The sequence below is a fragment of the Pseudomonas sp. ADAK18 genome, assembly GCF_012935695.1.
In the GTDB taxonomy this organism is placed as follows: domain Bacteria; phylum Pseudomonadota; class Gammaproteobacteria; order Pseudomonadales; family Pseudomonadaceae; genus Aquipseudomonas.
In genome coordinates this window covers 2,219,568-2,234,139 of sequence record NZ_CP052859.1, presented here as the reverse complement: position 1 = coordinate 2,234,139, position 14,572 = coordinate 2,219,568, and the positions used below count along the sequence as shown (strand labels likewise).

Below are 14,572 nucleotides of genomic sequence, written 5' to 3'. Positions count from 1 at the left end.
GTGGGGATTAGACCGTTGGGTGCTTAGCTTATGTGTTTGCTTGAGACTGCCCCCTCACCCCCCAAAGTGATAACTCACATCCAACCACCACTGCCGCCCATACGGGTCATAGTTACCGGTCGGATAATTTGGCCACCCCGCCGAATCATCATGCTTGATCTGATTCAACAGGTTATTCACCGTCAACCCCACGCTTGCCCGGTCACTGAGCTGATAACGCGCACTGGCGTTAAACACCGTCCACGGCGACAAACGCCCATCGCCCGCCGCATTGGTCACGCTGCCATAACGGATACCGGTCAGCGTCGCAGTGGTCTTCTCGTAGTCCCAGGTCAAGCTGGCGTTGACCTTGCTGCGCCAGTCGAAAACAGTCCGCGAACTGCGCCAGTCCTGGGTCGGCGCGTCGTCCGACTCCTTGTAGAAACTGGACAGCACCAGCGTGTAGCCCAACCCTGCATTGAAGGCGCCGTAACGCCCCGCGCCCCAGCGAATATTGCTCTTGAAGTCCAACCCGCTGACCCGCTGGCTGGCCGCGTTGATCGCATTGACCTTCACCCGCTGCAACTTGTTGGGGTCCACCACTGCGTTCCCCGGATTACGGTCAATGCGTGCAAGCGTTGCCTGGCAACTGGCCGAGTTGATGTCCTGCTGGCCGCTGCGGCAGGCGTTTTCATCTTGCAGCAGGCGGTTTTCGTCGACGTTGGTCAGCAAGTCGTCGATCTGTACGCGCCAGTAATCGGCGGAGAAGTCAAAATTGCGCGAGGGCGACCACACGAAGCCATAGGTCCAGGATTTGCCGCGTTCGGACTTGAGGTCGCTGCTACCACTCTGGGTGTAGTTGACGATGCCCTTGTCACAGGCGCCGTCCACGCCCTTGCTGCAACCGTAGTAGTCAATTTGCGACGGGTAGTAGCCGTTGCTGTCGGACTGGTAGATGTAGTTGAGGTCCGGCGCGCGGAAGCTGGTGCCATAGCTGCCGCGCACCAACAGGCTGTTCACCGGGCGCCATTCCAGGCCCAGGTTATAGGTGGTCTGTTGTTCGGTACGGCCGCTGAATTTGTATTGGTCCCAACGCCCGGCGGTGGTTGCCAGCAAGGTGTCGGTGACCGGAATACTGAACTCACCGCCCGCGGCGTAACGCTTGCGCGAGCCGCCTGAACTTTGCGCCGGGGCAAGGCCATAGAACTCGCCGTCATTGAGGCCGCCGTCCGGGTCTACGCGGTATTCCTGTTTGCCCGACTCCAGTACCCCGGCAAACCCAACAGGTCCTGCGGGCAGGTCGAACAGTTCACCATTGAGGGACGCCGTGTAGTTTTGCGATACCGAACGGCTGGTCTGGGTCTGGTTGGTCCGAAACTGCTGCCACTCTTCAGGGGTCAAGGCGCGGTCCAGGCGCGTGGCGTCCGGGGCGAACACCGGGTGGCCATCCTGCTCGCCCACTTGCGGCCCCAGGTAAAAGTCACGAATGCTCGACTGCGGCGTGTAACGGGTCGTACGTACGCTGCGGTACACCGAGCGGTTGGCGGCCAACTCGTAGCTCCAACTGCTGTCGGCGATCTTGTCCGACAGGCCGAGGGTGCCGGTCCATGAAGTGTCGGTCCATTTACTGTTGTTGGTGCTACGCCCGCCGATTTCTTCTTCGCCAAAACGCCGGTACCAACGCTCCAGCTTGCCGGTGTTCTGATTGATAAAGTCCGGCGAGGTAAACGTCGGGCCGCGGGTGTTGTTCTGGATATGGTCCAGGCCGTACATCAGGTCGGCGAACACCTGGCCGCTGTCGCTGAAATGCCAGGTGCCGCGGGTGTAGCCATCGTAGTTTTCCTTTTGCGTCTGGATCGTCCAGTAGTCGTTGTAGGTTTGGTCAGTACGGCAGCGGCCACCGCCATTGACCAGCTTATTGCCGAATACGCCTTGATAACCGCCGCATCCGGGCCCCAGGTACTGGCCGCTGCTCAGGTCTCGACGATAGCCCACGTCAGCCAAGGGCGCGCCGCCGTTCATGAACCCGCGATCGCTGGCCCAGATCGGGTCACGTTGAGTCAACTCCAGGCCAAACAACCCGTCAAAATCCCCCCAACTGCCGCCACCGCTGAGTTGCAGGCGCTGATTGTCACCGCCGCCCCGCTCCGTGGTACCGCCTTTGAGATTGACGTCGATGCCGCTGATCTTGTTCTTAAGGATGATGTTGACCACCCCGGCAATCGCGTCCGAGCCGTAGACCGCTGACGCCCCGCTGCTGAGAATCTCGATGCGATCGATGATCGCTGACGGGATATTCGCCAGGTTGGTGAAGTTGACCTTGCCGTCATAGGGCGTCGGGTAATCGGCCACGCGCCGGCCATTGATCAACACCAACGTGTGGTTGGGCCCCAAGCCCCGCAAGTTCAGCGCGCTGGCGGCGGGTTGCCAGGTGTTGCCGTAGTCTTCGCCCTGGCTCATGCCGGTGTTTTGGGTCTGGCTGGCCAGTGCGTCGTAGACGTTGCGATAGCCCTTGGCTTCCATTTCTTGGTGGGTGATCACGTTCACCGGGGTGGCGCCGTCGGATTGTGCGCGGGCTATGCGCGAGCCGGTCACCGTAACTTTTTCCATGCGGTAGTCGGCGCTTGTCTGCACGGGCGGGCTGTCATTGCTCTTGATCGGGGCCGCGCGCACTGTCAGCCCCTGTTCGCTGTTATCCACTTGCAGCCCACTGCCCAGCAGCGCCTTGTCCACTGCCTGCTGACTGTCCAGCGCACCGCGAATGGCCCCACTGCGCTTGCCTTGCACCAGGGGTTGGCTGAAGGAAATCATCACCCCGGTCTGGCGTGAGATATCCAGCAGCACCTCGTCCAGCGGGCCGCTGGCGATATCAAAGGTGAAGACTTTTTGGGCAGGCTCCTGGGCCAGGACCAATGGCGGGCAAATCCCCATCGCCAGGACTGCGGCCAGCGTCAGCCGGGGTAGTTGTTGTTTGAATGAGTGCATCGAGAGCCTCCCTGTTAAGTGCGTCTACAGGGAATGAGCAGCGGCCTACGGGTTTTTATAGGGCGGCCGATAGGCCAAGAAGTTATGGGGTTATAACCCGGTTAACGCGGGTCGATGCTGACCCAGTACGCGCTGTGGTACGTCACGCGGATCGGCAATGAATGCTGCAGCAACAGCAAGGTGCGATCCGTGTCGTCCAACGGGTAAATACCGCTCAGGCGCAGCCCGGCCACCTGTGGATTCAGGCGCAGGATCCCCCGGCGATAGTTGCCCAGACTGTCGATCACTTCGGCCAAGGTACGGTCATGAACTTCAAGGCGGCCCTGGGTCCAGGCGCTTTCATCGCCTTTGGTATGCTCCACGGCAAGGATCGTGTGCTCATCGAAGCGCACGCTCTGGCCAGCCTCAACCACTTGCCGGGCACCCTCGCGGGTGACCACCTCGACCCGCGAATGCAGCATCACCAAACGGGTGGAATCTTCGCCGCGCTGTACCAGAAATTGCGTGCCCAGGGCGCGGATCTGGCCATGATCGGTCTGCACCACAAAGGGCCGGCCCGCGTCCTTGGCCACATCCACCCATAACTCCCCCGCGCGTAACTCCAACAACCGCTGGTGGGCGTCGAACAGGTTGGTCACGCGGCTGCGGGCGTTCAGCGTCAGGAGGCTGCCATCTTCCAACGTGAATTGCTTGCGCTCGCCAGTGCCGGTGTACAGTTCACCGGAAGACCATCGCCAGCCCTCGCGGCGTCCCAATACCACCGCCGCCAGCGCCACCACCAGACTGCCAGCGACAAAGCGCCGTCGGCTCGAGGGTGCATTCACACTGTGCAAGACGCTTTGGCTTGGCACCCGGTGCAAAGCGCTGGTGCGCAACAACCTCAAGCCACCGCTCATTTGATCGATGACCTGTTGATGCCGGATATCAGCCCCGCACCACGCCTCGAACGCCTCGCGCTCCTGGTCAGTCACGTGCTCCGACTGCAGCAAGGCCATCCACAGTGCCGCTTCATCCACCACCGCAGCATCAGGGCGCGACAGCCTCATGGCTGAGCCATCACTTGGTAACAGCGCTTGAACGCATCGGCCATGTATTGCTGTACCCGACTGGTCGACACCTGCAAGCGTTCGCCAATCTGGCTGTAGGTCAGACCGTCCAGTTGATGGTAGAGAAACGCCGCCTTGGCTTTGGCTGAAAGGCCATCCAACAACCGGTCTACCGCCAATAACGCTTCGATGACCAGCGCCCGCTCCTCAGGCGAGGGATGCACCGGCACAGACGCATGAGCCAGGCTTTCAAGGTAGGCGCGCTCCAGGTCCTGCCGGCGCCAGCCTTCGTACACCAGGCGCCTGGCGATGGTGGTCAACAACGCCCGCGGCTCGCGAATGGCCGTCGGGTCCGGCAATGACAACACCCGCAGGAAGGTTTCCGAAGCGATGTCCTGGGCACTGTGATGACAGCCCAGCGTACGGCTGACGGAACCGCACAACCACTGATAATCCTTTTGGAACATTTGCCCAATCAACACGTGACTGGGGGGCTGTTGAACACCCATGCCTTGCTCCCTTACGAGACATCTCACCGGTCTCAAAAATCGTCTAATTAGTGCTGGCTCAAAACGAGCTCAGGGTCGAAGGGGCGACTTTGCAGCAGAGATGATCAGCTTTGGAAGTAATAAAAAGTATGAGATAGCTACAAAACAGATATAAGAAACCGTGCTTATCGTTTTGGCTGATAAACAGTATTGCCACGCACTCGTTCAGCCTCTCGGTGGCCGCTTTATAGAATGGCAACCACAGTCAAACCGCCACAGGCGTGGTGATGGAGGTTGTCATGCGTTACTTGCTCATTGCCCTGCTGAGTGTGTTCAGCACCCTTGCCATGGCCCAGGGAGAAGTGCCTGCAGCCAACGCCAGCGCTACTGTCCAGGCCAGTGACGCCGATGACTCTTCCCAGGACCTGGACATTGCCAAGGTGGTGCGTGGTAGCAGCGAGTCATCGAAAGAGTGCGGGCCGGTCAAGGGGCATATGGTCTACGTTGACAGTCATGGTGTGCGGCATGAGTTGGACTATGTGCGGTTGGGGGATGCTTGTCAGCATGGCTGATGGGGGCTTATCCGTTGCTGCGGTAACGGCCGTAAGAGCCATGCCTTTCAAGGTTTTTGAAAAATCAGTCACTAGAGGTGCACATTGACCCTGTGGCGAGGGGGCTTGCCCCCGTTGGGCTGCGAAGCGGCCCCAATAGGATCGCTGAGTTTCTTCAGATAGACCGAGATGGCAGGTTTTAGGGCTGCTCCGCAGCCCAACGGGGGCAAGCCCCCTCGCCACAGGTCAGTGTTCTCTTTCCAAGTACGGCTGCGTTCTCAAAGACCTTGAAAGGGCTGGCCGTAAGGGCTGAACCAATAGCAGCAACGGATATGTAAACAGAAGCCCCCCGCCACACCACATCCTGCATCTGTAGGATAGCGATCCTCCCCCGCTGCGCCGATACTCACACCAGGCCCTGCCCCGTTCATCGAACGTTTGGCCTGAAAACCCTGTGACGAAAACAATAAGAACGTCCCACAGAGGAATCCCCATGCGCCGCGATGATCACGCCAGCCTGTTGCAGGCTTTCAGTACCCTGACCCTGGATTTGCAGCGCCTGGCGCAGCATCAGGATATAGAGCACTTCCACCGGCACGCCCTGGCACGGATCAGCCAACTGATGGCCTTCGACAGCGCCTGGTGGGGCCGCGCCGCGTTGATCGAGGGCTTGCCGGAAGAACACAGCTGCCACCTGTACAACCTGCCACCGAGCTACCTGCCGGACTGGCAATCGATCCGTCATGTCGATGTCACGGTGGGCCTGGTCCACAAGGCGCCAGGCCAGGCGGCGATTGTCGACATGCGTGACCCGGCCAATGGTGCGGGGCTGAACTGGCTGGGCGAGCGCTATGGCATTGGCCAACTGCTCTGCGTGGTGTACGTCGACCCTCACACCCACCTCAGTGATCACCTGGCCCTTTACCGCCGCCCCGATGCACCACGGTTCAACGAACAGGACTGCCAACTCCTCAACAACCTGATGCTGCATCTGGTGGCTGCGGTGTCGGCGAATCAGATCCGCACCCTGGTGGCCATGCGCGAGACCCTGACCAGCCCGCGCAACCTGGCCTTGGCGGTGTGTGACCAGCGCGGGGTGTTGCAGTGCGCCGAAGGCGGGTTTGTCGACCTGTTGCTCAGTGAGTGGCCACAGTGGAGCGGCCCCACCCTGCCCGTGACGCTGGATGAGCGCGGCCATGACGGCAAGCAGGTGCAGATCGAGGCGTCGGCAGTAGGCAACCAGTTCCTGCTGGCCGCGCGGATCAACCGTGGGCTGCCCCAGCTCAGCCCGAGGGAAAACGACGTCGCCCAGGGGTTTGGCGAAGGCAAGACCTACAAGGAGGTCGCCCGAGACCTGGGCCTGTCGCCCAACACCGTGCGGCATCACATTCGCGCCATCTACAGCAAGCTTGGGGTCAAGGACAAGGCGCGGATCGCGCACCTGTTGCACGCCCCGCCCGACTGACCTCTCACCCGTCCCCTGATTCTTTTTGCGCTGTCGTTTTGACGGCCACGGGCGTGCTTTGCCCATTTTCCAGCTGCCGCGTACCGGCGATGTCGCCGCAATAACAATTCACACGAGACGCCTTGCCATGAAGCACAGAACCTTGCGTAACCTGACCTTGCTGTTGGGCGGCCCCCTGCTGTGCCTGAATAGCCAGGCCGCCGACCTCAACGCCCGGGACTTTTTCGGCGCACCGCCTGGCACCAGCCTTGGCGTGCTGTATCTGCCCGCCACCCGCGACGGTGATTTCCATGGCCCGGCGGACACCACTGGCAAGGCCGAATTGAAGGTCAACGCCGTGGCCTACCGACAAGTGTTTTTCACGGACCTGTGCGGCACCTTGTGTACCCCGCAATTTATCCTGCCGTTTGCCGACATCAACGCCCGCTTGCCCGGTGCCAGCGGGCATACCGGCGAGAGCGGATTTGGCGATCCCCAAGTCGGCGGCACCGTATTTTTCATCAACGACCCGGCGTCCCGTACCTACAGCGGCCTGTTGACGCTGATCACCCTGCCCGTGGGTGAATACCACAGCAACAACCCGGACGTGTCGCCCGGCGCCAATCGCTGGGGCGCGACCTTCGTTTACAACTACACCCAGGGCTTTGGCGAAAAGTGGGTGCTGGAAGCCAACCTCGAAGCCCAGCTCTACGGCAAGAACGACGACTACTTCGGCAACAACCTCAAGCAAGACCCGCTGTATCGCCTGCAAGCCTTTGCCTCCTATGACTTCACCCCCAGCACCTACGGCGCGCTGCGGCTGATCCAGGCCGATGGCGGCGAGTTACGCATCAACAACCAGCGCATCGACGACACCCACAAGCGCTACACCCAGGTCGGTTTTGAAGTCGGGCACTGGCTCGACCGGCAGAACCAACTGATGTTCAGCCTTTCGCAAAACGTCGCGGCGTCCAACGGCTACTCAGGCACCGACGCTCTTTTGCGCTTGGTCCATGTGTTCTGAATCACCTTCCCGGAGCTTGAACATGAACACTCAGACTCACGCCGTACCTGACCAACACTCACTGACGTCAACCTCCTGGAGCCTGCTGGCGGCCATCGTGTTGTTTGCCGCCATTACCCCGACCATCCTGATGACCGCGCCGGCGGTGGCGGCCCAACTCGCAGGGCAATGGCAACTGAGCCCGTCACGCATCGGCGACCTGTTCTCTACCGAACTGGGCGCCATGAGCCTCGCCACCCTGCCCGCCTTCTGGTGGCTGAAGCGGGTGGACTGGCGCCAGGCAGCCTTGGTCGCCGGTGTGTTGTTTATCGCCGCCAACCTGCTGTCGATGCTGGCCGACACCTACAGCACCCTGCTCGCCTTGCGCTTTGCCAGCGCCCTGGCTGGCGGTTCCCTGATGATCATTTGCCTGGCCAGCGCTGCCGCCACGGCCAACCCCAGCCGGGTGTACGGGTTGTGGGTGATGGGCCAGCTGGTGGTCGGTGCCATTGGCCTGGGTGTGCTGCCCGGACTGTTCGCACGCTACGGCTTGGGCGCCTGTTACCTGATCCTTGCGGGGTTGATGACCCTGTTGCTGCCATTGGCCCGCTGTTTTCCGGCCGGCAGCCCGGTCGCGCATCAAACCGGGGCTTCGGCGATACCCGGCTCACGGGGCAAAGCCGCGCTGGGCATTCTCGGCGTCCTGACCTTCTACACCAGCCTAAGCGGCATCTGGACCTTTATCGGGTCCATCAGCGCCAGCGCCGGGATTTCACCGCAACACAGCGGCGAAATCCTCGCCATTGCCACGGTCATGGGCATTGTCGGCGCCGGTTGCGCCTCGCTGATCGGCACCCGTCTGCCGCGCCTGCTGCTGTTGTTCCTGGGCTACGGCCTGATGGCCGGTGCCGTGCTGTTGCTGCTGGGCCAGCCAACGCTGTTGCGGTTTGCCCTGGCCGCGCTGCTGTTCAAGTTCACTTGGACCTTCATCCTGCCGCTGATCCTCGCCTGCCTGGCCGACCTCGACCCCACGGGAAAACTGATGAATGCCTCCAACCTGATGATTGGCGGCGGGCTGGCCATAGGGCCTGCCGTCGCTGGACGGTTGATCGAGGTCAGCGGTGGGTTTGCCCCGCTGTTGATCGGCGGTGCCGGGATCACCCTGTTGTCCCTGGGGCTGATCCTCAGTAGCCGCGCCAAAGCCTGAAGCCCTTTTCCTGCCTGACTGGAGACTCCGATGACCCGAAACACTGCGTTTTTCTTTGATGAATTGAGCCTTTGGCACAGCGCCGGCGCCCATGTCTTGACCCTGCCCGTAGGCGGTTGGGTGCAGCCGCCTGCGGGCACCGGGCATGCCGAATCACCGGAAACCAAGCGGCGCCTGAAAAGCCTGCTGGACGTGTCTGGATTAAGTCGCCATCTGCTTCAGCACAGCGCGATTGCGGCCAGCGAAGAGGATTTGCTGCGGGTCCATAGCGCCAAGTATCTACAGCGTTTCAAGGCCCTGAGTGACGCTGGCGGTGGCGACCTTGGACCTCAAGCGCCCATCGGCCCGGGCAGCTACGACATCGCCCGGCTTTCCGCAGGCCTGACCATGGCCGCCGTGGACGCAGTGCTCACCGGGCAAGCCGACAATGCCTATTCGCTGTCACGGCCACCGGGGCATCACTGCCTCGCGGATGGTGCAATGGGCTTTTGTTTCCTGGCCAATATCGCCATCGCCATCGAGGCCGCCAAGGCGTGCCATGGGTTGGGCAAGGTGGCCGTGATCGACTGGGACGTGCACCACGGCAACGGCACCCAATCGATTTTCGAAAGCCGTGGTGACGTGCTGACCATTTCCCTGCATCAGGACGGCTGCTTTCCGCCGGGCTACAGCGGCGAACAGGATCGCGGCCACGGCGATGGCCTGGGAGCGAACATCAATATCCCGCTGCCGCCGGGCAGCGGTCACGCCGCTTACCTGCATGCCATGGAGCGTATCGTGCTGCCAGCTCTGGAGCGCTTCGAGCCCGAACTGATCATCGTTGCCTGCGGCTACGATGCCAACGCCGTCGATCCGCTGGCGCGCATGTTGCTGCACAGTGAATCGTTCCGCCTGATGACCCGAGCCATGCGCCAAGCCGCCGAACGGCTGTGCCAGGGCCGTCTGGTGCTGGTGCATGAAGGGGGTTATAGCGAAGCCTATGTGCCGTTTTGCGGGCTGGCAACGATTGAAGAGTTGGCCGGGGTTCGCACGGCAGTGGATGATCCGATGCTGGAATTTATCCAGTTGCAGCAGCCCAAGGAGGCACTGCTGGGGTTTCAGCGCCAGTTGATCGAGCAACTGGCGGAAGGCTTTTTGGCTTAAGCCTTGGGCGCCGCCAGTCGCCATACCCGCGCGATGTCGGCAGCCCGTTCGCGCAGTAACCGTGGCGCGTCGCTGCAAGCTTGCTCCAGGCTCATCGGCCCGGATGGCAAGGCAAAGGCAGCGTCGACGCCATGGGCGTACATCTGCTCATAACCGTCGCCCAAGGTGCCGGCAATCACGATCACTGGGACGTTGTGCTGTTTGGCAATCCGCGCCACACCAAACGGGGTCTTGCCCCGCAAGGTCTGGGCGTCGAAACGGCCTTCGCCGGTGATCACCAGGTCGGCGCCACGGACGGCCGCGTCCAGGCCCACCAGCTCAGCCACCACTTCCACACCAGGGCGGAACTGCGCACCAAGAAAGGCCTTGGCAGCGAACCCAAGGCCGCCCGCAGCACCGCTGCCCGGCTCATCGCGCACGTCTCTGGGCAAGACCAGGGCGCAGTGATCGGCAAAATGCCCGAGGGCCTGGTCCAACTGCTCCACCTGCTGGGGACTGGCACCTTTTTGTGGGCCGAAAATCGCCGAAGCGCCATGAGGGCCGCACAGTGGATTGTTGACGTCGGCGGCGATTTCGAAGCGTACCTGAGCCAGGCGCGGGTCCACTTGCTCAAGACTGATGTGCTTAAGCTTCGCCAGCGCCAGGCCACCGCTGGGGAGAATCGCGCCCTCGGTATCCAGCAATTGCACACCCAAGGCCTGCATGGCACCCGCACCACCGTCATTGGTGGCGCTGCCGCCAATCGCCAGGATGATGCGCTGGGCGCCAGCATCCAGGGCTGCGCGGATCAGTTCACCCGTGCCGAACGTCGTGCTGGAGCAGGCATCTCGCTTACCCGTAGCCACCAATTGCAAGCCGCTGGCTTCAGCCATTTCAATAATCGCCGTCGCACTCTCGGCCAACCAGCCCCAGCGTGCTTCAACCGTACCGCCCAATGGCCCCTGCACTCGCTGGCTGCGCAGTTCGCCGTTGCAGGCGGCGAGCAACGACTCCACCGTGCCTTCACCACCGTCCGCCATCGGGCACTTGATCAGCTCGGCGTCGGGCCAGACCTGCGCCAACCCTTCGGCAATGGCCTGGGCCACGCCTTCGGCACTCAGGCTGTCCTTGAACGAGTCGGGGGCGATGATGATTTTCATGGGCGTTCTCCGGTTTTTATAACGCCCATGCTGCCAGTTGGCATCGGCAATAACGCCGGTCCGTTGCACAAGTGCGGACGGGGTTTATTGTTCATTTCTACAAAGCCTGCGGCAACAGCTGTACGCCCAGGTACAGCGCCAGCATCCCGTCCAGGGTCAATGGATCGACCCCGCTCAACTCGGCAATCCGCTCCATGCGGTAGCGCAGGCTGTTACGGTGGATGCCCAAGGCATCGGCGCAGGCCTGGCTTTGCCCGTCGTGTTCGCACCAACTGCGCAAGGTTGCCTGCAATTGGCCGTTGCTGTCCTTGGCCAACACCTTGCGCAATGGGTTGAGCAGTTCGTCCAGGGCATCGTCGTTGCGATGACGCCAGAGCATCACCGGCAGGCGATAGCGGTTAAGGGTCAGCAAGCGCGACTGCGGCAGTACATCACGCCCGTAGGCCAGCAAGTCGCCGACCCGTCGATAGCAGCGACGCAGTCCCGCCAGCCCATCGGCCTGCCCACCCACCGCCACCCGCAGGATGTTCCAGCCCAGGCCCTCGAGCTTCTCCAGCAGCCGCAGATTGTCCACCGGCACCGACGCCGGCCGGCACCACAACAACGAAAACTGTGCAGAACTGACGCACCAACTGTCCGGATAGCGCAGCATCAGCCACGCGCTCAAGGCCTCCGCCGACTGGCCGACGCCCAACTCAAACAAGTACGGCGTGCGCGGCAGTTGCGGCTTGAGGCCCAACTGCTGCGCCTCGTCCACCAACCTCGGCGAATCGCCAGTCTCGGCCAGCAGCAACGCCAGCAAATCATCGCAGCGCTGGCGCCGCCATTGTTGCTCGGCCTGTTGGTGGCGCTGGCTGACCAGCATTTCGGCGGTCATGCGCACCAGTTCAGCGTAAGTACGCAACAGCTCCGGCTCACCGGTGATGCCCAGCACGCCGATCAAGCGTTGATCATGCAACAACGGCAGGTTGATCCCCGGTTGCACGCCCTTGAGATGCTTGGCAGTCTGGCCGTCGATCTCCACCACCCGGCCGTTGGCTAGCACCAGTTGCGCGCCTTCATGTCGGGTGTTGATCCGCTCCGGTTCGCCACTGCCGAGAATCAGGCCCTGGCTATCCATGACGTTGACGTTATAGGGCAGGATCGCCATGGTGCGATCGACGATATCCTGCGCCAGGTCATGATCCAGCTCAAACATGGGGCTAATTTCCTTGAAAACGGGTTGTTCATAGGCACAGCGCAAACGATGCTTCACTGTGCGCAAGCACAAAGACATCACCCCGCAAGGTGGCCGAGACTCGTTGGGCGATCAACGTTACCCTCGCATCGCGAAAAATCATAATAAAGAGAGACTGCCATGTCACAGAGCGCCGCTGTCACCCAGGCCACCGATGACGATAAAAACGCCGTATACAAGCGCATTACCCTGCGCCTGATCCCCTTCATTTTCATCTGCTACTTGTTCAACTACCTCGACCGCGTCAACGTCGGCTTTGCCAAGTTGCAGATGCTCGACGCCTTGAAGTTCAGCGAAACCGTGTACGGCCTCGGTGCCGGGATTTTCTTCATCGGCTACGTGCTGTGCGGCGTGCCGAGCAACCTGGCGTTGACAAAGTTTGGTCCACGGCGCTGGGTTGCGCTGATGATGATTGTCTGGGGCACCCTGTCCACCTGCTTGCTGTTCGTCACTACACCAACGCATTTCTACACCCTGCGCCTGCTCACCGGTGCCGCCGAAGCCGGGTTCTTCCCGGGCGTGGTGCTGTACCTCTCGCAGTGGTTCCCGACGTTCCGCCGTGGACGGATCATGGCGCTGTTCATGTCGGCGATTCCGGTTTCCGGCTTGCTGGGCAGCCCGTTCTCCGGCTGGATCCTCAACCACTTCGCGGCGGGCCAAGGTGGCCTGGCGGGCTGGCAATGGATGTTCCTGCTGCAAGGCATCCCGACCGTAATCCTTGGCGCCCTCGCCTACTTCCTGCTCAGCGACAGTTTTGCCAACGCCAAATGGCTCAGCGCCCATGAACGCGAAGTGCTGGAAGCCGACCAGGCCACGGACCTTGCCAACAAACCGAAAACCGCCAGTGATTCCTTGCTGGAAGTGTTCAAGAACCCCGCTATCTGGGCCTTCGGCCTGATTTATTTCTGCATCCAGAGCGGCGTGTACGCCATCAACTTTTGGCTGCCGTCGATCATCAAAAACATGGGGTTCAGCGATAACCTGGTGATTGGCTGGCTCAGCGCGATTCCGTACCTGCTGGCGGCGGTGTTCATGTTGTTGGTGGGCCGCTCCGCCGACCTGCGTAAGGAACGTCGCTGGCATTTGGTGGTACCGATGTTGATGGGCGCCATCGGCCTGATCATCGCGGTGAACTTCGCCACCACTCCGGCCATCGCCATCCTCGGGCTGACCATCGCCACCATGGGCGCCCTCACCGGCCTGCCAATGTTCTGGCCGGTGCCGACCGCCATGCTCAGCGCCGGTGCTGCTGCGGGTGGCCTGGCGTTGATCAACTCCATGGGCCAGATGGCAGGCTTCCTGAGCCCGTATATCGTCGGTTTTGTGAAGGACGCTACCGGGTCGACCGATTTGGCGCTGTACCTGCTGGCGGCGGTGATTGTCGCCGGGAGTGTGTTGGCGTTGCGGATGACGCGGACCCTAAAGGTGTAAATGAGATCAATGTGGGAGCCGGGCTTGCCCGCGATAGCGGTGGTTCAGTCAGCACAGTAGCGGCTGGACTGCCGCTATCGCAGGCAAGCCAGCTCCCACATTTGATTGTGTAAATAGGGAAGATCGGCGTTACAGCAAACCACCCCCGTCGATATCAATCACGCTGCCGGTGATAAAGCCATTCTCCATGGCCAACACATACCCGGCAGCCACTTCTTCGGCCTGCCCCACACGCCCCACTGGCAGCGCCCCACCGGCCTTGGCAAACATCGCCAACCGTTGTTCCTCGGACAACCCTGCATACGCCTCAGTATCAATCACCCCCGGGCTGATCACATTGACCCGCCGTGGCGCCAGTTCCTTGGCCAACTGCTTGCCCAGGGCTTCGGTGGCCGCATTGATGCCAGTCTTGATGAACTGCCCGGCAATGGTTTTGCGCCCCAACTGCCCCGACGTCAGGCTGATACTGCCCTGCTCATCCAGGAACGGGAGTGCCTGTTGAATCGCCCGCAACGCACCCCAGAGTTTCACATTGAAATTAGCCTGGGCTTCGTTCAAGTCGGTCTCGATCAACGTCTTGGCCTGCACTGCAGGGCCGGCGGTGTAGACCAGGTGATCAAAGCGCCCCACGCTTTCGAAGAGACGTTGTAGGGACGCGCTGTCGGTCACGTCGACCGGCTCGCTGCGCACCCCATGCTCGACCGTCGAGGACAAACGCCGCCCGGCCAATACCACGTGGGCGCCACGAGCTGTGGCCTCCCTGGCGACGGCCGCTCCAATGCCGCTGCTGCCGCCAATCACGATGACCGTCTTGCCGTTTAAGGGGGATGCCATGGGAACTACCTCGTCCTGGAAAATGAGCATTTATCTTCCTCGCTTGGCAATCGGTGAAAAATCCCGGTAAAACGACAAGATCTTT

The 14,572-nt window shown here is 61.5% G+C and carries 12 protein-coding genes; 6 read left to right on the top strand and 6 right to left on the bottom strand.

Annotated elements, in window-relative coordinates; translation table 11 throughout:
- Window positions 1–54: 54 nt before the first annotated feature.
- The 3 genes from HKK55_RS10130 to HKK55_RS10120 form a co-directional block, all read right to left on the bottom strand.
- Entirely contained in the window at window positions 55–2,964 is a 2,910-nt protein-coding gene (locus HKK55_RS10130) for a TonB-dependent receptor (RefSeq protein WP_169354528.1), read from the bottom strand.
- Between the two features lie 101 nt (window positions 2,965–3,065).
- Complete coding sequence (locus HKK55_RS10125; protein WP_169354527.1) at window positions 3,066–4,010, bottom strand: FecR domain-containing protein; 945 nt, start codon at window positions 4,008–4,010, stop codon at window positions 3,066–3,068.
- Complete coding sequence (locus HKK55_RS10120; RefSeq protein ID WP_169354526.1) at window positions 4,007–4,519, bottom strand: sigma-70 family RNA polymerase sigma factor; 513 nt, start codon at window positions 4,517–4,519, stop codon at window positions 4,007–4,009. Before HKK55_RS10120 ends, HKK55_RS10125 begins: the two co-directional genes overlap by 4 nt.
- A gap of 278 nt (window positions 4,520–4,797) precedes the next feature.
- On the opposite strand from HKK55_RS10120, the gene HKK55_RS10115 reads away from it, so the two are divergent.
- The 5 genes from HKK55_RS10115 (at window position 4,798) to HKK55_RS10095 (ending at window position 9,846) form a co-directional block, all read left to right on the top strand.
- The gene (locus HKK55_RS10115; protein WP_169354525.1) at window positions 4,798–5,070 is read left to right on the top strand and encodes a DUF2790 domain-containing protein; all 273 of its coding nucleotides are present in this window, start codon (window positions 4,798–4,800) and stop codon (window positions 5,068–5,070) included.
- Between the two features lie 472 nt (window positions 5,071–5,542).
- Complete coding sequence (locus HKK55_RS10110) at window positions 5,543–6,514, top strand: helix-turn-helix transcriptional regulator (RefSeq protein WP_169354524.1); 972 nt, start codon at window positions 5,543–5,545, stop codon at window positions 6,512–6,514.
- Window positions 6,515–6,641: 127 nt separating this feature from the next.
- Window positions 6,642–7,517 (top strand): transporter, encoded by an 876-nt coding sequence (locus HKK55_RS10105; protein ID WP_169354523.1) that lies wholly within the window; start codon window positions 6,642–6,644, stop codon window positions 7,515–7,517.
- 22 nt (window positions 7,518–7,539) lie between these two features.
- Window positions 7,540–8,703: an MFS transporter gene (locus HKK55_RS10100; protein ID WP_169354522.1), complete on the top strand. Its 1,164-nt coding sequence runs from the start codon at window positions 7,540–7,542 to the stop codon at window positions 8,701–8,703.
- Between the two features lie 30 nt (window positions 8,704–8,733).
- A complete protein-coding gene (locus HKK55_RS10095) occupies window positions 8,734–9,846 on the top strand; it encodes a class II histone deacetylase (RefSeq protein ID WP_169354521.1) in 1,113 nt (370 codons plus the stop codon).
- On the opposite strand, the gene HKK55_RS10090 is transcribed toward HKK55_RS10095, so the two are convergent.
- Both HKK55_RS10090 and HKK55_RS10085 read right to left on the bottom strand, forming a co-directional pair.
- A complete protein-coding gene (locus HKK55_RS10090) occupies window positions 9,843–10,985 on the bottom strand; it encodes a glycerate kinase (RefSeq protein ID WP_169354520.1) in 1,143 nt (380 codons plus the stop codon). The two genes, HKK55_RS10095 and HKK55_RS10090, sit on opposite strands and share 4 nt — an antisense overlap.
- A gap of 97 nt (window positions 10,986–11,082) precedes the next feature.
- Complete coding sequence (locus tag HKK55_RS10085) at window positions 11,083–12,183, bottom strand: sugar diacid recognition domain-containing protein (protein ID WP_169354519.1); 1,101 nt, start codon at window positions 12,181–12,183, stop codon at window positions 11,083–11,085.
- 159 nt (window positions 12,184–12,342) lie between these two features.
- On the opposite strand from HKK55_RS10085, the gene HKK55_RS10080 reads away from it, so the two are divergent.
- Window positions 12,343–13,653, top strand: a complete 1,311-nt coding sequence (locus tag HKK55_RS10080; RefSeq protein ID WP_169354518.1) for an MFS transporter — start codon at window positions 12,343–12,345, stop codon at window positions 13,651–13,653.
- 129 nt (window positions 13,654–13,782) lie between these two features.
- Here the strand turns inward: HKK55_RS10080 and HKK55_RS10075 are convergent, their stop codons facing one another.
- Window positions 13,783–14,487: an SDR family oxidoreductase gene (locus HKK55_RS10075; protein WP_169354517.1), complete on the bottom strand. Its 705-nt coding sequence runs from the start codon at window positions 14,485–14,487 to the stop codon at window positions 13,783–13,785.
- Window positions 14,488–14,572 lie beyond the last annotated feature (85 nt).